The 17,755-nt window shown below is 64.4% G+C and carries 14 protein-coding genes; 7 read left to right on the top strand and 7 right to left on the bottom strand.

Features of this window, described 5'->3' with window-relative positions:
- Positions 1-228: 228 nt before the first annotated feature.
- Both JEY66_RS01935 and JEY66_RS01930 read right to left on the bottom strand, forming a co-directional pair.
- A complete protein-coding gene (locus JEY66_RS01935; protein ID WP_026191991.1) occupies positions 229-1,413 on the bottom strand; it encodes a substrate-binding domain-containing protein in 1,185 nt (394 codons plus the stop codon).
- A gap of 79 nt (positions 1,414-1,492) precedes the next feature.
- On the bottom strand, positions 1,493-2,674 hold the full coding sequence (locus tag JEY66_RS01930) for a substrate-binding domain-containing protein (protein WP_018269188.1): 1,182 nt from the start codon (positions 2,672-2,674) through the stop codon (positions 1,493-1,495).
- Positions 2,675-2,852: 178 nt separating this feature from the next.
- Here JEY66_RS01930 and JEY66_RS01925 point away from each other — a divergent pair, with 178 nt between their 5' ends.
- The gene (locus JEY66_RS01925) at positions 2,853-3,296 is read left to right on the top strand and encodes a MarR family winged helix-turn-helix transcriptional regulator (RefSeq protein ID WP_016847408.1); all 444 of its coding nucleotides are present in this window, start codon (positions 2,853-2,855) and stop codon (positions 3,294-3,296) included.
- 165 nt (positions 3,297-3,461) lie between these two features.
- Positions 3,462-3,896, top strand: a complete 435-nt coding sequence (locus tag JEY66_RS01920; RefSeq protein WP_016847407.1) for a VOC family protein — start codon at positions 3,462-3,464, stop codon at positions 3,894-3,896.
- A 145-nt stretch (positions 3,897-4,041) separates the two neighbouring features.
- On the opposite strand, the gene JEY66_RS01915 is transcribed toward JEY66_RS01920, so the two are convergent.
- Positions 4,042-5,562 carry a DHA2 family efflux MFS transporter permease subunit gene (locus JEY66_RS01915; protein WP_016847406.1) on the bottom strand — a complete coding sequence of 507 codons (1,521 nt, stop codon included), beginning with the start codon at positions 5,560-5,562 and terminating at the stop codon, positions 4,042-4,044.
- A gap of 81 nt (positions 5,563-5,643) precedes the next feature.
- Entirely contained in the window at positions 5,644-6,741 is a 1,098-nt protein-coding gene (locus tag JEY66_RS01910) for an HlyD family secretion protein (RefSeq protein ID WP_100213794.1), read from the bottom strand.
- Positions 6,742-6,888: 147 nt separating this feature from the next.
- Between JEY66_RS01910 and JEY66_RS01905 the strand changes: the two genes are divergently transcribed.
- Positions 6,889-7,518: a TetR/AcrR family transcriptional regulator gene (locus JEY66_RS01905; RefSeq protein WP_026191992.1), complete on the top strand. Its 630-nt coding sequence runs from the start codon at positions 6,889-6,891 to the stop codon at positions 7,516-7,518.
- 267 nt (positions 7,519-7,785) lie between these two features.
- Here JEY66_RS01905 and secA read toward each other — a convergent pair whose 3' ends face one another.
- The gene (secA, locus tag JEY66_RS01900; RefSeq protein WP_018269191.1) at positions 7,786-10,650 is read right to left on the bottom strand and encodes a preprotein translocase subunit SecA; all 2,865 of its coding nucleotides are present in this window, start codon (positions 10,648-10,650) and stop codon (positions 7,786-7,788) included.
- Between the two features lie 402 nt (positions 10,651-11,052).
- Between secA and JEY66_RS01895 the strand changes: the two genes are divergently transcribed.
- Positions 11,053-11,979, top strand: coding sequence for a peptidylprolyl isomerase (locus tag JEY66_RS01895; RefSeq protein WP_016847401.1), 927 nt, complete (start codon positions 11,053-11,055; stop codon positions 11,977-11,979).
- 341 nt (positions 11,980-12,320) lie between these two features.
- Positions 12,321-13,562 carry a bifunctional glutamate N-acetyltransferase/amino-acid acetyltransferase ArgJ gene (argJ, locus tag JEY66_RS01890; RefSeq protein WP_026191993.1) on the top strand — a complete coding sequence of 414 codons (1,242 nt, stop codon included), beginning with the start codon at positions 12,321-12,323 and terminating at the stop codon, positions 13,560-13,562.
- A gap of 162 nt (positions 13,563-13,724) precedes the next feature.
- On the opposite strand, the gene JEY66_RS01885 is transcribed toward argJ, so the two are convergent.
- A complete protein-coding gene (locus tag JEY66_RS01885; protein ID WP_018269193.1) occupies positions 13,725-15,053 on the bottom strand; it encodes a TadE/TadG family type IV pilus assembly protein in 1,329 nt (442 codons plus the stop codon).
- Positions 15,054-15,227: 174 nt separating this feature from the next.
- Here JEY66_RS01885 and JEY66_RS01880 point away from each other — a divergent pair, with 174 nt between their 5' ends.
- Positions 15,228-15,638 carry a (deoxy)nucleoside triphosphate pyrophosphohydrolase gene (locus JEY66_RS01880; RefSeq protein WP_016847399.1) on the top strand — a complete coding sequence of 137 codons (411 nt, stop codon included), beginning with the start codon at positions 15,228-15,230 and terminating at the stop codon, positions 15,636-15,638.
- A gap of 369 nt (positions 15,639-16,007) precedes the next feature.
- On the opposite strand, the gene JEY66_RS01875 is transcribed toward JEY66_RS01880, so the two are convergent.
- Positions 16,008-16,850 carry a methyltransferase domain-containing protein gene (locus tag JEY66_RS01875; protein WP_016847398.1) on the bottom strand — a complete coding sequence of 281 codons (843 nt, stop codon included), beginning with the start codon at positions 16,848-16,850 and terminating at the stop codon, positions 16,008-16,010.
- Between the two features lie 77 nt (positions 16,851-16,927).
- Here JEY66_RS01875 and JEY66_RS01870 point away from each other — a divergent pair, with 77 nt between their 5' ends.
- Positions 16,928-17,737, top strand: coding sequence for a ComF family protein (locus JEY66_RS01870; protein WP_018269194.1), 810 nt, complete (start codon positions 16,928-16,930; stop codon positions 17,735-17,737).
- Positions 17,738-17,755: the final 18 nt, after the last annotated feature.

Below are 17,755 nucleotides of genomic sequence, written 5' to 3'. Positions count from 1 at the left end.
GCGCGAACCGCTCACCCCGTTGCTGTATTGAAAACGGAAATATTTTCCTTTTCAAGTATTATTTCGCAAGGCTCCCTCTCCCGCTTGCGGGGGAGGGTTGGGGTGGGGGTGCCACCGCGAGTCATATCGTGGAGAGAACCCCCACCCGCATTGCATCTTCGATGCAATGCGACCTAAGAGCCTGCTCCGCTGGTCTCGACCCCGCAAGCGGGAGAGGTGAAGAAAGACTCAGATCGGCTTGATCACCCTGAAGTCGAGACCGTCGGCTTCGGCAAGATACATCGGCATCCGGGCGTGGCCGCTGCGCACCGTGACCGGACCGCGCGGGCCGCGATAGACGAGGTTGTCCGCCGCCGCGAGCAGCGGCCGCATGTCCAGCGTGCCGGCGCGCTTGGCGGCGGCCTCGAGCAGGCAGAACCCTTCATAGGCGGACTCGCTGCACGAACCGACCGGCGGCGCGAACGCACCGAACATCGCGCGATAACGCTCCCTGAAATCGTCGCCTTCGCGCGAGCCGACGGAGGGGAAATAGCCGGAGGCGCAGTACAGGTTCTCGGTCTTGTCGGCGCCGATGCCGAGCAGCGCGGTCTCGTCGAAACAGCCGGCAAAGCGCAGCGTGGTGGCGGCAAGGCCGGCATCGGCGAAGGCGCGGTTGAAGGTCACGCTGTCGGTGCCGATCAGCGAGATCAGCACGACATCGGGCTTCGCGGCACGGATGCGCTCCAGCTGCGCCTCGTGATTGTCCTCGCCGACCGGCACAAACTCCTCGCCGACCACCTGGCCGCCGGTTTCCTTGATGTAGCGCTTCACCGCGCGGTGCGACTGCCAGGGCCAGACATAGTCGCTGCCGATCAGGTACCAGCGCGAGGCGCGCTTCGCCTCGGCCAGCCAGTGGATCGACGGCCGGTTCTGCCAGCGCGGCGTCTCGCCGATCGCGATGACGCCGGGCGTCCGTTCGCCGCCCTCATAGACCGGCGTGTAGATGTAGGGGATCTTGCTGCGGGTGATCAGGCCGCGCAGCGCGACGCGCACCGCGCTGGTGTGCATGCCCATGATGAGATCGACGTCGTCGGACGCGATCGCCTGCTCGGCGCGGTCGAGCACCTCCTCGATCGGTCCGCCGGCATCATAGACCGAGAACTCGATCTCGCGGCCGAGGATGCCGCCGCGCCGGTTGATGTCGGCGACGGCGAGCTGCGCGCTCGAGGTCGCGGCCGGTCCCCACATCCCGGGCGAGCCGGTGCAGCAGACGAAGCCGGCGATCCGCAGCCGGCTGCGCGCACCGCGCGGACCGAAACCGTCCCGATCCATCGGGGAAAACACCCGATCGGACCGCGCCGACGTCAGGTTCCGGAACAGCAGGGATGGCGGGCATGGAAGGCCGCCATACCTGTTGCTGGAGGTTCGGGCCATGACGTAGGGCGTCGAATGCACACCTGCTCCTGTCTGGCACCGGCAAGCCGCGCGGCGAGCGCGGCATTGCCCGGTCCAACTAGATCGTCCTGATCACATTGAAGTCGAGACCGTCGGCCTCGGCAAGATAGATCGGCATCTCGGCGCGGCCGTCGCGGATGGTGACGGTGCCGCGGGCGCCGCTGTAGACGAGGTTGTGCGCTGCGGCGGACAACGGTCCGATCGACAGCGAGCGCGCCTGATTGGCCGCCGCCTCGAGAAAGCGCATCCCCTCGTAGTTGGACTGCCCGACCGAGCCGATCGGCGGCGCATGCTCGCCGAACATCGCGCGGTAGCTGGTCCGGAAGTCGTCATTGGCGCGCGAATCGATGCAGCCGAAATAACCGGAAGCGCAGAACAGGTTCTCGGTCGAGTCCGGGCCGACGCCGAGCATCACGGTCTCGTCCATCGCGCCGGCGTAACGCAGCGTGGTCGCCGCAAGCCCTGCCTCGGCGAAGGCGCGGTTGAAGGTGATGCTGTCGGTGCCGATCAGGCTGATCAGCACTACGTCGGGCTTGGCGGCGCGAATCCGCGCCAGATGCGGCTCGTGATTGTCCTCGCCGAGCGGGACGAATTCCTCGCCGACGACATGACCACCGGCCTCCTTGATGTAGCGCTTCACCGCGCGATGCGACTGCCAGGGCCAGACATAGTCGCTGCCGATCAGGTACCAGCGCTGCGCCTTCTTGACCTCGGTGAGCCAGTGGATCGCCGGCCGGCTTTCCGCGCGCGGCGTCTCGCCGATCGCCATCACCCCCGGCGTCCGCTCGCCGCCCTCATAGACCGGCGTGTAGACATAGGGGATGCGGCCGGCCGTGACCTTGCGCAGCGCGAGGCGCACCGCCGAGATATGCGAGCCCATGATGACGTCGATCTCGTCGAAGGCGATAGCCCGCTCGGCGCGGCGCACCACCTCCTCGATCGGGCCGCCGGCGTCGTACATCGACAATTCGACCTCGCGGCCGCGGATACCGCCGCGCCGGTTGATCTCGGCGACCGCGAGCATGACGCTGTTGGCGGAGATCGGCCCCCAGATCCCGGGCGCCCGGGAGAAGGTGATGAAATTGCCGATTCGAAGCTTGCTGTCGGTGCCGCCACGCCGCGACGAGCCCGGCTTGACGGTCAAAGCGAGATCGGCCGCGCAGGACGACGGGTTTCGAAACAGCAGCGGCGGCGCGACGGGCATGCCGCCATACGCCTGGAAAGAGACCGTCGAGAGCACGCCAACTCCTGTCTGGGAAGCAGTACGCAACGCAGCCAGCGGGCGGTCGCGGCATCCGCCCCTTGGTTGGGGGAATATCCTAGGTGAAAATATTGAATATTCAACAATTGAAGTGCATATAGAAACGGCATGAGTTGCCGGACATTCATTCACCGGGTCAGGAACCAGGTCTCACGCCGTGGCTAAACCGCCGAAAGAAAATTCCCCGATCACCGAACATCTCGCCTACCTGCTGGCGCAAGCCAACCGGGAGATCAACCGGCAGTTGGAGACGCGGCTCGCCAAGGAAGGCGTGCCGGTCGAGCAGTGGCGCATCCTGAAAGTGCTGTCCGACGGCAACGGCCACTCGATGGGCGAGCTTGCGGATGCCGTGCTGCTCAACCATCCGACGCTGACCAAGATGATCGACCGCATGGTGTCGGACGCCCTGGTCTATCGCGTCCAGGATCCCAAGGATCGCCGCAAGGTGCTGATGTTCGTCTCCGACCGCGGCAAGGCGCTGTGCCGGCGGCTCAACTCGCTCGCGGTGAGCCAGGAGGAGCACATCGTCGAGAGCTATGGCGACAAGTCGACCACCGAGCTCAAGCGCCTGCTGGAAAGCCTGATCGGCAGCGCCAATTAAGGCCGCGCCGGCCCGGCGCATTCCTATCGAAACCATCGAAAAAAGACCGGCAGGAAATGTCGGGATGCGGCGGTTTGATGCGTCCTTGGGGCGCGCCCTGCGGCGCAGCCTTCGCGTGCCGTTGCGCAGGCTTCCCCGATCGACAATTAGCGAGGACTTCCCGTCATGACTTCGATCACGCCGTTCCTCTGGCTCGACAACAACGTCCGCGATGCCGTCGCCTTCTACAAATCGGTGTTTCCGAACGCCAAGATCGAGACCGTCAGCGATTTCATGGCGACCTTCGAGCTCGAGGGGCAGCGGTTCCACGCGCTCAATGGCGGGCCGCAGCACAAGTTCAACGAGGCGGTGTCGTTCTTCCTGAGCGTCGAGACCCAGGAGCAGGTGGACTACTTCTGGGAGAAGCTCACCGACGGCGGCCAGGAATCGCGCTGCGGCTGGCTCAAGGACAAATTCGGCCTGTCCTGGCAGGTGATCCCATCAGCGCTGGGCCGCTATCTCAGCGCCGCTGACCGCAAGGCAGCCGATCGCGCGATGCAGGCGATGCTGAAGATGCAGAAGATCGTGATCGCCGATCTCGACAAGGCCTTCGCCGGGTAAGCTCTGCCTGCGTTAGCCCTTGCGATACGGCCCGTGCAAGCCGCTGGTTTTGCCAGCGGCAGCACCGACCTGCCGCGGCTCGCCTTCATATCGATCGGGTGTGACTGCGGCCAGACTTGTCGGATGCACCGGCAGAGTCTGCCTCTCATGGCATGGGTCGATGAGGAGAAAGGCGATGCAGCATGATCTTGGCCAGGATCAGGACTGGAGCGGCGCCGAGAAATAACACCGCGACCGCCAGAAAGCATTCGTTGAATGACACGGTTGCGACTTGGCGTCCGAATTCCTGCTGAATCACCCTGATCGCGGCTTGTCCCGCGTCTTCGGGGTTGAAGCCTCTCGAAATCAGCGCCGTCTCGATAGCTTCCCGGCGCTGAATGAAGGCCGGATTTCCAGGAGTGATGAATTGGGAGAGCACAGTCCTGTTCAGCACGTTCTGATGATCAAGATAGGTCGCGAGCCAGCCGATCCCGACCTGGCCTCCCAGCTGGCGCCCTACATTGAACAAGGCAATTCCGTGAGCGAGAGCCACGCCGTTCAATCCGTTGAGCGTCACGAGCGTGAGAGACACGAACAGCAAACCCAGGCCAAAGCCGCGGAGGAGCAGGACAGCAACCAGATCGGGTAATCCGCTTTGTGAGGTCGATCCCGACATCACCCACATCGCCGTCATGAAGCAGAGGATGCCAATGGGGATTGGCCTCGTAGGATCGAGCGATCTGAACTGGATCGCCGAACCCGCCGCGAGCAGGCCGGCGCACACGCAAAGTCCACTCGGCAACAGCAGAAAGCCTGCATAGGTCGGCGAGAAATCAAGGACGTTCGTGGCAAAAGCCGGAATGATAAACGCACTGCCGAACAGCGCGCATCCGGCGACGAAGCTCACCAGGAAGCCGAAGCTGAAATGCTCGTCCCTAAAGGCGCCGAAGTCGATCAGCGCGCCACGGCGCTGCGACGCAAATTGCCAGACGACGAACGACACAGTGGCAATCATGGCGACAATCGTGAGCACGACGATTTCGGGCTCATCGAACCAATTGTATCGGCTGCCTTCCTGGGTGACGAACACGATCGCCGTCATGGCGGTAGCCATAAGGCTGACGCCGGTCCAATCGAATGGCCTGCTTTCCGTTCTGGGTATGCCGGCAAGGGGAAGCAGGAGAGCGGCGATCAATCCGCAGAGTGCGAGCGGGAAACTGGCCCAAAATATCCATGACCAGCTTCCGGTATCGACCGCCCATCCCTGGAGCGCTGGCGTCAACGTCGTCGGCGCCATGATGACGCTGAATGCAAAGGCCGCTTGCACGACGCCCTGCTGCCGTCGTGGAAAGGCTTCGAACAAGACAAATTGGCTGCAGACGAGCAGCACCGCACCGGCGACACCCTGGAGAATGCGCCACATGATGAGAACTTCGAGGTGGTGAGTCATCGCACAGCCGACCAAGCTCACGAGCAGCACCGTCGTGGCAGCAAGGATGAGCTTTCCTGAAGCTACCCGAACGCAAAGCCAGGCAGCGACGGGAAAGCAGGTGAGCTTTGCCGCGAGGTAGGCCATGTTGACCCATGCGATCTCATCGGTCGTGGTGTGGGTAGAACCCATGAGCTGGGCCCGCGCGATCACCAGCACCGTGCTGTTGATGGCATCTGTGGCTGTCGCAAGGATCAAGAGGAGGAGGACCCATCCTCGCAAGGCAGATCGTTCACCTGAAGAGGCCTCCGCCACAGATTGCGCAGAGCAGCTCATGACCTAGTGCGCCTCGCGAAAGAGCGATACCGTGGCATCCTCAGGCGCGCGGCCTGGGGCCGGCTTCGCATGCGTCGTGAGGTCAACCGACACGTCGACGGACATTCCCGGAACGAGCCGGCCGTGTAATGCGTTCGCGTGGTCGAGGCGGATCTTGACGGGGACACGCTGTACAATCCGCACGAAGTTTCCGGTCGCGTTATCGGGCGGAATGAGGCTGAAGGCGGCACCACTGCCCGGTGAAAGACTGTCGATCGTTCCACGCATTCTGACATTCGCGTAGCCGTCGACAGTTATCTCGGCGGGCTGCCCGACTCGCATCCGGGAAATCTGGGTTTCCTTGAAGTTGGCGACCACCCAGACGCCGTCAACCGGAACGATCGAGAGCAGACTTCCGCCGGGGCGAACATACTCGCCCAGCCGAACCCGGCGATTTCCAACGATGCCAGCGACCGGAGCGCGGATAATGGTTTCGGACAAAGCGATCTCAGCAAGCGAAAGGCCGGCTCGGGCCTCCGCGAGACGCCCCGCGAATTGAGCCGATTCTGATGCGAGCACTGCCTCTTGCTCGCGCGCTGCGGTGATCGCTGCCTGGCTGCGCGCCAGCGCAGCTCGCGCGCGGCTTTGATCCGCAATGGCGGTGTCGTGGACACGGACGGAGACTGCGCCGGTTTGCAGCAGATGGCTGGTCCGACCGAATTGACGTTCGGCAAGATCCAGATCCGCTTGGGCCATCTGGGATGACGCCTCAGCTTCGCGAACGACTGCCTGCTGCAGGTCCTTACGCCTCGCAAGGTTCTCGATGGCCGCCTGGACCTGGCTGACCGAAGCCGTAGCCCGGTCCCGCTGTGCGCGATAATCCTCGTCCGCGATTCGGACGAGGATGTCTCCGGCTGAGACCGCCTGATTGTCGTGTACTGCGACTTCCGCGACGTAACCTGCAACCTTCGGCGCGATCGCGGTGATATCGCCGTGGACGTACGCGTTGTCCGTCGTCTCTGTCGAGAGGGCGTACTCCCACCACGCCCATCCGATCTCAACCGCCAAGATCGTCACTGAAACGGCTGCCCCGACGATCACACGGCGTCCAATTCGTCTCATCTCAAGGCTTCCTTGCGTCGGCTAATCGGTTTGCTACGGTACGGTACCGTACCGTATTGAGAGATGCAGGTCAAGATGAGAGGGTTATGGTTGGAAGGGCCCGCGAGACGCGACGAACAGCGGCTGGCAGCAGAGAGGTGCACAAACTTGGCTGAAGTTGATGATCCTTCGAGCGGCTCGGGGAAAAGAGATGCGCGACGCGCGGAGTTTCTCGAGGCAGCGACTGAAGTGTTTTTTCGTTCCGGCTTTGCTGGAGCGAGCGTCGATGAGGTGATCGCGAAGGTCGGAGGATCGAAGCGGACGATCTACAGCTATTTCGGCAACAAGGAGCAGTTGTTCGCGACGATCGTGGGGGAGATTTCGCAGCGCGCCATGGCGCCTCTCTCGGAGAGCACGTTCGAACGCAACGACCTTGAATCAACCCTTTACGAGGTCGGCAGAAGGTACATCGACGTTGTCATGTCTCCGGAAGCTCTTCAGCTTTACCGTACTGTCGTCGGCGAGGGCGCGCGCTTCCCTGATCTAGCGAAAACCTTCTTTGCCGCCGGCCCGGGTCAGGCGAGCGCTCGGCTGGCTGCGGTTCTTCGCGAGAACGCGAAGCAATGGGGCCTTCAACAGCGCGATTGCGAAAGACTGGCCGAGCACTTCCTTGGCATGATCCGCGACGATCTGCACCTTCAGGTCGTTTTGGGATTGCGACCGCCGCCGACATCCGCACAAGCCGAAGCGGCTGTTCGATCGGCCGTTCGTGTTTTCATGGTCGGCGCGGCTCGGTGAGCGACGGGCACAACGGCTTGAACAGAAGCTGGAGTGCCCCGCGTGATGTCGATGTCAGAGGCAAACAAGAACGGTTGCCCAGCCCGACGACGTGTCCACTCTTGAGGACTCAAGCGGACGGGCGCGACGCAGCGCTCCGCTCCGTCATCGAGCCCGTTATTGCGCTCTGGTTTAGATACCGATGCCTGCGGGCACCCGCTCCGGATAGCGCGAAGACCACATTGCATCACGTGCGTGCCTGAGATGGCCGCCGGCGCGTGCGATGGCTTACGCGTACCGCCCGTGGCAGTGCTTGTACTTCTTGCCTGATCCGCAGGGGCAGTCCTCGTTGCGGCCGACCTTGCCCCAGCTTGCGGGGTCATTCGGATTGCGGTCGGTGGCAATCATCCCGGGCGCCAGCGAGGCCTGGGCGTATGTCGCCTCGGTCAGGCGGGCCTGCGCGAACTCGTCCTCGCCGGTGCTGGGATCGAGCTTGTGCGCTTCCATCAGCGGCAGCGGCTGCGGCGGCTCCTCCGGCGGCACGATCTCGACCCGCATCAGCTGCGCGGTGACGGCCTCGCGCAGATGCGCGCTCATCTCCTGGAACAGGTTGAAGGCCTCGGTCTTGTACTCCTGCAACGGGTCGCGCTGGCCATAGCCGCGCAGGCCGATCACCTGGCGCAGATGATCGAGCATGATCAGGTGCTCGCGCCAGAGATGGTCCAGCGTCTGCAGCAGGATGGTCTTTTCGACGTAACGCATCACGTCGGGACCCCATTGCGCGACCTTGGCCGCCATGCGCTCGTCGACATGGGTCTCGATGCGGGTCAGCAGCTCCTCGTCGGCGATGCCCTCTTCCTTGGCCCATTCGTCGACCGGCAGATCGACATCGAGCACGCGCTTCAGCTCGTCCTTGAGGCCGGCGGTGTCCCACTGCTCGGCATAGGCGTGCTCCGGAATGTATTTGGCGACCACGTCCTCGACGAAGGCATGGCGCATGTCGGTCACGGTCTCGACGACGCTGTCATCCTTCATCAGGTCGACGCGCTGGTCGAAGATCACCTTGCGCTGGTCGTTCTGGACGTTGTCGAACTTCAGGAGGTTCTTGCGGATGTCGAAGTTGCGCGCCTCGACCTTCTGCTGCGCCTTCTCGAGCGCCTTGTTGATCCAGGGATGGATGATGGCCTCGCCTTCCTGCAGGCCGAGCCGCTGCAGCATGCTGTCGAGCCGGTCTGAGCCGAAGATGCGCATCAGATCGTCTTCCAGCGACAGGAAGAACTTCGAGCGGCCGGGATCGCCCTGACGGCCGGAACGGCCGCGCAGCTGGTTGTCGATGCGGCGGGATTCGTGACGCTCGGAGCCGATGATGTAGAGGCCGCCCGGCTTCTTCACGGTCTTCGCGGGCTTGTTGCCCTTGGCGGGCTCGACCTCGAAATCCTCTTCCGCCTTCAGCACGATCTCGCGGAAGCGCTCGATGTCGGCCTTGATCTGCTCGATCTTCTTGGCCTTGTCGGCCTCATCGGTGATCGCGGCGGTCTCCTGCTGGATCCGCATATCGAGCGAGCCGCCGAGCTTGATGTCGGTGCCGCGGCCGGCCATGTTGGTCGCGATCGTGATCGCGCCCGGCACGCCGGCTTCCGCGACGATATAGGCTTCCTGCTCGTGGAAGCGCGCGTTCAGCACCGCGAACAGCTTTGCCGGCTTGCCGGCGCGCGCGGCGGCATAGAGCTTCTCCATGCCGGATTCGGACGTGAAGTCGATCTGCTTGTAGCCGTGCTTCTTCAGGTACTCGGCCAGCACTTCCGACTTCTCGATCGAGGCCGTGCCGACCAGTACCGGCTGCAGCCGCTTGTTGGCGCGCTCGATCTCGGCAAGGATCGCGGCATATTTCTCGTTCTGGGTGCGGTAGACCTCGTCGTCCTCGTCGAGGCGCGCCACCGGCAGGTTGGTCGGGATCTCCACGACCTCGAGCTTGTAGATGTCGAACAGTTCGTCGGCTTCGGTCAGCGCCGTGCCGGTCATGCCGGACAGCTTCTGGTACATCCGGAAATAGTTCTGGAAGGTGATCGAGGCCAGCGTCTGGTTCTCGGGCTGGACCGTGACGTGCTCCTTGGCTTCCAGCGCCTGGTGCAGGCCTTCCGAATAGCGGCGGCCCTGCATCATGCGTCCGGTGAACTCGTCGATGATGACGACCTCGTCGTCGCGGACGATGTAGTCCTTGTCGCGCGTGAACAGCGTGTGCGCGCGCAGCGCCTGGTTGACGTGATGCACGACGGAGACGTTCTCGACGTCGTACAGCGAGTCGCCCTTGAGCTGGCCGGCGTCGCGCAGCAGGTTCTCCAGCTTCTCCATGCCGGCTTCGGTCAGCGTCACCGTGCGCTGCTTCTCGTCGACCTCGTAGTCGTCCTTCTTGGCGAGATTCGGCATGAAGGTGTCGATGGTGTTGTAGAAATCCGAGCGATCGTCGAGCGGGCCGGAGATGATCAGCGGCGTGCGCGCCTCGTCGATCAGGATCGAGTCCACTTCGTCGACGATCGCGTAGTAGTGCTCGCGCTGGACCATGTCCTCCAGGCGGTACTTCATGTTGTCGCGCAGATAGTCGAAGCCGTATTCGTTGTTGGTGCCGTAGGTGATATCGCAGCCATAGGCGGCCTTGCGCTCGGCGTCGTCGAGGCCGTGCACGATCACGCCGGTGGTCAGCCCCAGGAACGAATAGATCTGGCCCATCCAGCCGGAGTCGCGGCGGGCGAGGTAGTCGTTGACGGTGACGACGTGAACGCCCTTGCCGGCGAGCGCGTTGAGGTAGACCGCAAGCGTCGCAACCAGCGTCTTGCCTTCGCCGGTCTTCATCTCGGCGATGTCGCCCTCATGCAGCACCATGCCGCCGATCAGCTGAACGTCGAAATGGCGCTGGCCGAGCGTCCGCTTGGCGGCCTCGCGCACCGTGGCGAAGGCCGGAACCAGGATGTCGTCCAGCGTCTTGCCGCTGGCGAGCTGCTGCTTGAATTCGGCGGTGCGGGCCTTGAGCTGATCGTCCGTCAGTTTGACGAGCTCGGGCTCCAGCGCGTTAATGGCGTTGACGCGGGACTGATACCCTTTGACCCGACGGTCGTTGGCGGAGCCGAAAAACTTGCGGGCGAGCGCGCCGATCATGCGAAATTCCTGTTCTTCGGTCTCGGGTTCGGTCTTCGTTCAGTCTTGACGTTCGGTCTTGGAATAGTCTTGGAATTCAGTCTGGATTACAGCCTGAGATGGTCCGCCGGATCGCCTATCAACTCACCGTGACGCGCTACGGTTCGAGCCCCGGCCCGGAGCTCCTCCGCCAATTGAGTGGGAAACAGGCCATCCTGGGTTCAACGGCGAAAAACGCAGCAAAATAAGCGCTCTCACCGCTGACGCGGTTGGCCAGAGATATGGCCCGGTCGGGGGGTTGTCAACGCTGGCAAGATGTCAAGGAATTCATCATTTTGACAAGACTTTCGCGTTGCCAATGTAACACGATTGGGCGAGTGTCCGCCCCGCTCGAGCTTCCCCCCTTTGAGACAAGGATTTTGCATGACCACCTCGCCCCCGGAAACCAAAACCGGCCTGCGCCTCGGCCTCGCCACCCTGGCCGCGACGGGCTGTCTTGTCGCAGTGCTGGCTGCCGGCCTCCCGGTCCGGGCCGCGGAATCCGACCCGGTGCTGGCGAAGGTCAACGGCTCGGAGATCCACGCCAGCGACGTGGCGCTCGCCGAGGAGGAACTCGGCCCGAGCCTGCAGCAGATGGACCCCTCGACCCGCAAGGACAACGTGCTGTCCTTCCTGATCGACATGAAGATCGTGTCCAAGGCCGCCGAGGACAAGAAGATCGAGAACAATGACGACTTCAAGAAGCGGCTCGCCTTCACCCGCAACCGCCTGTTGATGGACAGCCTGCTTGCCAGCGAGGGCAAGGCCGCGACCACCGACGACGCCATGAAGAAGGTCTATGAGGAGGCCGCCAAGCAGATCACCGGCGAGCAGGAGGTGCGCGCCCGCCACATCCTGGTCGAGACCGAGGACGAGGCCAAGGCGATCAAGGCCGAGCTCGAGAAGGGCGCCGACTTCGGCGAGCTCGCCAAGAAGAAGTCCAAGGACCCCGGCGCCTCCGACGGCGGCGACCTCGGCTTCTTCACCAAGGAGCAGATGGTGCCGGAATTCTCCGCGGTCGCCTTCTCGCTCGAGCCGGGCAAGATCTCCGATCCGGTGAAGTCGCAGTTCGGCTGGCACATCATCAAGGTCGAGGAAAAGCGCAACCGCAAGGCGCCCGACTTCGAGCAGGTGAAGGCCCAGATCGAGACCTATGTGACCCGCAAGGCGCAGGCCGACTACGTCGCCAAGCTGCGCGAGGCCGCCAAGGTCGAGCGCATGGACAAGCCGGCCGACGCCGCCGCGCCGGCGGATGCCGCCAAGGACGCGCCGAAGCCGGCCGACAACAAGATGGCGCCGGCGAAGAAGTAAGCCTCGCGAAACAGATGCAGTTGCGATGGCCGGGCATGTCCCGGCCATTTGCGTTTTTGCGGCGCCTTAACCTCCCCTTGAAAAGGGGAGGTCGCTTTGCTCGCCAGAGCAAAGCGGGTGGGGATCTGCTCTCTCAGCATGCAGCGGCATCCGCGGCTGACCCCCATCCCGACCTTCCCCCTTTCAGGGGGAAGGAGCAGATGGGACACGACCCGTTGGGCTCTATCGGGACTGCGGCTTCCTTGAACAATTCATGACAGCGCGTTCGCATCGCAGCCCTCTCCCGCTTCGCACGTCGAGATGTTATGGAGCGCTTCCCTCCCCTAGCCGGAAGCTTGCCGATGTCCACCGCCGTCTCTCCCCTCGCCCCATCAGACGTTCCCGAGATGCCCGCGATCGCGGGTGTGCGGCTTGCGACCGCTGCCGCCGGCATCCGCTACAAGGGACGCACCGACGTGCTGCTCGCGCTGCTCGACAAGGGCACCACGGTGGCCGGCGTCTTCACCAAGTCGAAGTGCCCGTCGGCGCCGGTCGAATGGTGCCGCGCCAAGCTGAAGGGCGGGGCTGCGCGCGCGCTGGTGGTCAATTCCGGCAATGCCAACGCCTTCACCGGCAAGACCGGCAAGGCGTCGACCGCACTGACCGCGCAAATCGCGGCGAAGGCGGTCGGCTGCTCGACGTCGGACGTGTTCCTCGCCTCGACCGGCGTGATCGGCGAGCCGCTCGACGCCACCAAGTTCGACGGCGTGCTGGCGCAGCTCGCGGAGACCGCGACCCCCGATCGCTGGATGGACGCGGCCAGGGCGATCATGACTACCGACACTTTCCCCAAGGTCGCGACCGCGACCGTGAAGCTCGGCAAGGCCAGGGTGACGATCAACGGCATGGCCAAGGGCGCCGGCATGATCATGCCCGACATGGCGACCATGCTGTCGTTCATCTTCACCGACGCGCCGCTGTCGGCATCGGTGCTGCAATCCCTGCTCAAGGCCGGCGTCGAGGACACCTTCAATGCGCTGACCATCGACGGCGACACCTCGACCTCGGACACGCTGCTGGCATTCGCGACCGGCGCCGCTGCCGCCCATGGCGCGCCGAAGATCTCGCGCGCCAGCGACCCGCGGCTGAAGGCCTTCACCAAGGCGTTCCAGCAGATTCTCGCCGATCTGTCCGAGCAGGTGGCGCGCGACGGCGAAGGCGCCCGCAAGCTGGTCGAGGTCGTGGTCGAGGGCGCCACCACCAAACCGTCGGCGCGCAGAATCGCGATGTCGATCGCCAATTCGCCGCTGGTGAAGACCGCGATCGCCGGCGAGGACGCCAATTGGGGCCGCGTGGTGATGGCGGTCGGCAAGGCCGGCGAGCCCGCCAACCGCGACAAGCTCTCGATCTCCTTCAACGGCATCCGTGTCGCCAAGAGCGGCGCGCGCGACCCGTCCTACAATGAGAAGGAGGTGTCGGAGGCGATGAAGGCGCCGAAGATCCAGATCAAGGTCGCGCTCGGCCTCGGCAAGGCCAAAGACCGCGTGCTGACCTGCGACCTCACCAAGGAATACGTCGCGATCAACGGCGATTACCGGTCGTAATCGCACACCTCTCTACCCGTCATCCTGAGGAGCGCGCTCTTGCGCGCGTCTCGAAGGATGCACAGCCCCGATGGCGGCGCGAGGTAAAAGTCGGGCCGTCGCCCTTCGAGACGGCCGCTTCGCGACCTCCTCAGGGTGACGGGAGAGATAAGACGTGCGACGTCAGCTCGAGATCCGCGCGTCGGCGACGGCCTTCTTGAACAGCGCATTCATCGCGTCGGCAATGCCCTGCGTCGGGCTGACCTCGAAATAGAAGCCCGGCGAGGCGCAGGCCTGCATGTTCTGCGCGATCTGGCTGTTCGGCGACGGGCCGAACGGGCCCTGGTTGAACGGATCGATCCAGGTCATGTACCAGCTGTTGGTCGGCAGCTGCAGGTAAGTCGTGTAGAGCACCGCGATCTTGATGCCGCGGTTCTTGATGGCGGTGCACAGCGCCGGATTGATCGGCGACTGGCAGCGATTGCCGCCGCTGATCGGCTTCAGGCAGCTTGAATTCGGCTCGTCGGCCACGCCGTCGGAAACGAAGAACAGATATTTCATCGGCGCCGCCGCCGTGCCCGGGCCCGGTGCGCTGATCGCGTTGCTGATGGCCGGAAGCACCGTCGAGAACTGGCTGTCCTTGTCGGCGGTGTAGGCATCGTTGTTGCCGTAGACGCCCATCAGGTCGATGTTGCCGGCCGCGGACTTGGCGCTGGACAGGCTGGTCGACAGCGAGAACAGCGCGCGCAGGCCGATCGTCTTCGACGACGCGCCGAAATCGTAGATTGCCATCCGGTACTGGCTGGCATAGGTCGCGGTGTTCGCGGCCGTGTCCATCAACTGCTGGGTCGCGCTGCGCAGCACGTCGATCCGCGTCGTGACGCCGAGCGTCTTGGCGAGATTGTAATAGTTGTTGGCATTATTGTAGTCGTGACAGGCGAAGGCGCACTGGTCGGACGTGTTGTTGACCATCTTGGTCACGTCGGTGGGCGTCGCCGCGACGCCCATCGACGGCGAGTTGTCGAGCAGGAGATAGAAGTCGATATAGAGCGGCATGTTCGCGGTCGAGGTCGACGCGCCGGTCACCGTCATCTTGCTTTGCCCGATCACGCCGAGAAACATGGTCGGGACATCGGCGGTGAACTTGACCGTCGAGGTGATGACGCCGCCGGTCTTGGTCATGGTCGGCGTCACGCTGGTCAGCGTGAAGCCGTTCTGGTTGAAGATGTTGCCGTTGAATATCTTGGTCGCATCGGCTTCGCCCGCCGATATCTCGCCGTCCGAGGTCATGGCGCCGGCGGCAATGAAGCCGGGCGATGCCTTGGCGATCGACCCGACGCTCGCGGCGTCGGCGGCCGATATCAGCTTGCTGCGGATCTGGTTGGCGCGGGAATAGTCGACCGCGCATCCGACTGCGACGACGAGCGGCAGCACAGCGAGGCCAAAGGTCATTGCGATGTTGCCGGAGCGATCGCGGCGGAAACGGCTGATGGTCCGGATCAAGGTGCTCATGGATTATGTCGGCAAAGAATATGATGGGCTGATAAATGAGAACCTTCACCCTGCCGGATACGAATTAAGGCCGGCTTATCGCGATCGCGGAAAGCCGCGCGGGCATAAATCGTTTGGCTGGCGCCGCGTTGCTGGTTAATGAAAGCTTGCAGACTGGAAGGAATCCCCCGCCGCATGGCTGACATCAAACTGACCCTCGTCGTCGCCTGCGCGCTGGTCGATGCCGACAAGCGCGTGCTGCTGGCACAGCGCCCCGAGGGCAAGGCGCTGGCCGGCCTGTGGGAATTCCCCGGCGGCAAGATCGAGCCCGGCGAGCGGCCGGAGCAGACCCTGATCCGCGAGCTGCATGAGGAGATCGGCATCACCGTGAGCGAGCCGTGCCTCGCGCCGCTGACCTTCGCCAGCCATGCCTACGAGACCTTCCATCTGCTGATGCCGCTCTACATCTGCCGGCGCTGGGAAGGCGTCGCGGTGGCGCGCGAGGGCCAGAACCTCGCCTGGGTCCGCGCAAGCAAGCTGCGCGACTACCCGATGCCGCCCGCGGACATCCCGCTGCTGCCGCATCTGATCGATCTGCTGCTGTGACCCTCGCAGCCTCTCCCGCTTGCGAGGGAGGCGCGGCTATCCAAAATATCGAAAACAACCCCATGCAAAGCAGGTGGAGCTGGCCGGCGTTCGACCGGGCGACTTGACACGTCGGGCAACTCACGGGTATTTTTCCAATATTCCGAAATCGCGCAAACGCCCCACGCCTTCCCCCCGAAAGGGCAGGGCAATCGCATATGAATGCGACTTATCCGCTGGCTCGGTCGGCCTCTCCCGCTTGCGGGGGAGGCCGGATCGCATCGCAGATGCGATCCGGGTGGGGGCTATTTCCGCGATACGACTCGTGGAGAGACCCCCACCCCAACCCTCCCCCGCAAGCGGGAGAGGGAGCCCTTGCATCGTGCGTCCCTAACGCTTCGTCCCCTTCACCGCCGCCTCCAGGCTCGCCTTCGCCGAGCCGGGCTTGAGCGGCTTCGGCTGGCTCTCATGCGGCGCCCAGCCGGAGAGCCAGACGATGTCGAAGGTGGCGCGGATGCGGCCGTCGGCATCGGCGAAGCGCTCGCCGTAGATCTGCGCCATCCGCAGCATGGTGGCGCGGCGGGTTAAGGCGTGCCGGCGCTCGCGCAGCACATTGGTCGCGCCCATCCGCCGCAGGTCAGCCATCAATGCGAACGCGCTGGCATAGCGCACGACGACGCGGTCGACGTCGGTGACCGGCAGCGCGAAGCCGGCCCGCTGCAACAACGCGCCGATGTCGCGCAGATCGGCGAACGGCGCGACGCGCGGCGAGGCCCCGCCCTCGCACTCGGCTTCTGCCGCGGCAAAGCTCTGCCGCAGCTCGGTCAGCGTATCGCCGCCGAGCATCGCCGCGAGCAATAGCCCGTCCGGCTTCAGCCCCCGGCGGATCTGCGCCAGCACGCCCGGCAGATCGTTGACGAACTGGAAGGCGAGCGCGGAGACGACAAGATCGAGCGACTCCGGCGGCAAGCCGAGCGATTCCGCCTCGCTGAAACCGATCCCCTCGACCGCGGCGACACGTCCGCGCAGAACGTCCGCGAGCCCGTCACCCGGCGTCCAGACATCGGCCGCCGCCGAAAAGCTGCGCGACACCGCCAGCAAGCGGTCCGCCATGTCTTCGCTGGCACGCTCGAGCAGGAACGTCGCCGCCCCCTCGCGCCGCGCGCGCGCCAGCCGCGCGCCGAGCAATGCGCGGTCGAACAGGATGGGAGCCGTGGCCGGGGTCGTTGCCATGTCCGCTGGTTACGCCGGACCGCCGCCACAGGCAATGCGCCTTGAGCCCGCGTTGTTCAAACGCTAGCCTCGCCGCCATGGACGCCGAGGCATCACCGACACGCTCCATTACCGGACACGTTCAGCGCGCGCTTGGCGCGGTCGGGGGTGCGTGGCTGCGCACGGCGCGGCTGGCGCTCGATATCGCGCTGCCGACCCTATGCGTTTCGTGCCGTGAGCCGGTCGATGGCGAGGGGGTGTGCGCGGCCTGCTGGGCCAGATTGTCGTTCATCGCGCCGCCGTTCTGCCCGCGGCTCGGGATTCCCTTCGTCTACGATCCCGGGCCCGAGTTGCTGTCGATGGAGGCGATCGCCAATCCGCCGGCCTACCAGCGCGCCCGCGCCGCGGTGCGCTATGACGATGTCGCGCGCACACTGGTGCACGCATTGAAATACCAGGATCGCACCGATCTGGCGCCGACAATGGGCCGCTGGATGGCGCGGGCGGGAAAGGAATTGCTCCGCGAGGCCGATCTGCTGGTTCCGGTTCCTCTGCACTGGCGGCGCGGCTGGAGCCGGCGCTACAACCAGTCCGGGGCGCTCGCCAAGGTGATCGCGCGCCAGAGCGGCGTCAAAATGGCTGCCGAAGCGCTGCGGCGCATCCGCCCCACCGAGCAGCAGATCGGGCTGTCACGCAAGGACCGCGCCAGCAATGTCCAGGGCGCATTCGGGGTCGCCGATGAACGCAAGGCTGACGTCCAGGGCCGCCGCGTGATCCTGATCGACGACGTCCTGACCTCGGGCGCGACAGTGGATGCCTGCGCGCGGGCGCTGCTCCGCGCCAAAGCCGCGCAGGTCGACGTGCTGGTGTTTGCCCGGGTTGTCGATACCCACCGCGCTCCCATATAATCTGACATTCTGGTTCAA

It is taken from the genome of Bradyrhizobium elkanii USDA 76 (assembly GCF_023278185.1).
GTDB lineage: Bacteria > Pseudomonadota > Alphaproteobacteria > Rhizobiales > Xanthobacteraceae > Bradyrhizobium > Bradyrhizobium elkanii.
The sequence above is the reverse complement of the archived record's forward strand: the minus strand, read 5'-3'. Positions and strand labels throughout refer to the sequence as shown.

What these genes read in the sequence shown, in the direction of transcription:
- JEY66_RS01935 (WP_026191991.1), bottom strand. Translation starts at nt 1,413, where the DNA reads ATGGCCCGAACCTCCAGCAACAGGTATGGCGGCCTTCCATGCCCGCCA.
- JEY66_RS01920 (WP_016847407.1), top strand. Translation starts at nt 3,462, where the DNA reads ATGACTTCGATCACGCCGTTCCTCTGGCTCGACAACAACGTCCGCGAT.
- JEY66_RS01910 (WP_100213794.1), bottom strand. Translation starts at nt 6,741, where the DNA reads ATGAGACGAATTGGACGCCGTGTGATCGTCGGGGCAGCCGTTTCAGTG.
- secA (WP_018269191.1), bottom strand. Translation starts at nt 10,650, where the DNA reads ATGATCGGCGCGCTCGCCCGCAAGTTTTTCGGCTCCGCCAACGACCGT.
- JEY66_RS01895 (WP_016847401.1), top strand. Translation starts at nt 11,053, where the DNA reads ATGACCACCTCGCCCCCGGAAACCAAAACCGGCCTGCGCCTCGGCCTC.
- argJ (WP_026191993.1), top strand. Translation starts at nt 12,321, where the DNA reads ATGTCCACCGCCGTCTCTCCCCTCGCCCCATCAGACGTTCCCGAGATG.
- JEY66_RS01885 (WP_018269193.1), bottom strand. Translation starts at nt 15,053, where the DNA reads ATGAGCACCTTGATCCGGACCATCAGCCGTTTCCGCCGCGATCGCTCC.
- JEY66_RS01880 (WP_016847399.1), top strand. Translation starts at nt 15,228, where the DNA reads ATGGCTGACATCAAACTGACCCTCGTCGTCGCCTGCGCGCTGGTCGAT.
- JEY66_RS01875 (WP_016847398.1), bottom strand. Translation starts at nt 16,850, where the DNA reads ATGGCAACGACCCCGGCCACGGCTCCCATCCTGTTCGACCGCGCATTG.
- JEY66_RS01870 (WP_018269194.1), top strand. Translation starts at nt 16,928, where the DNA reads ATGGACGCCGAGGCATCACCGACACGCTCCATTACCGGACACGTTCAG.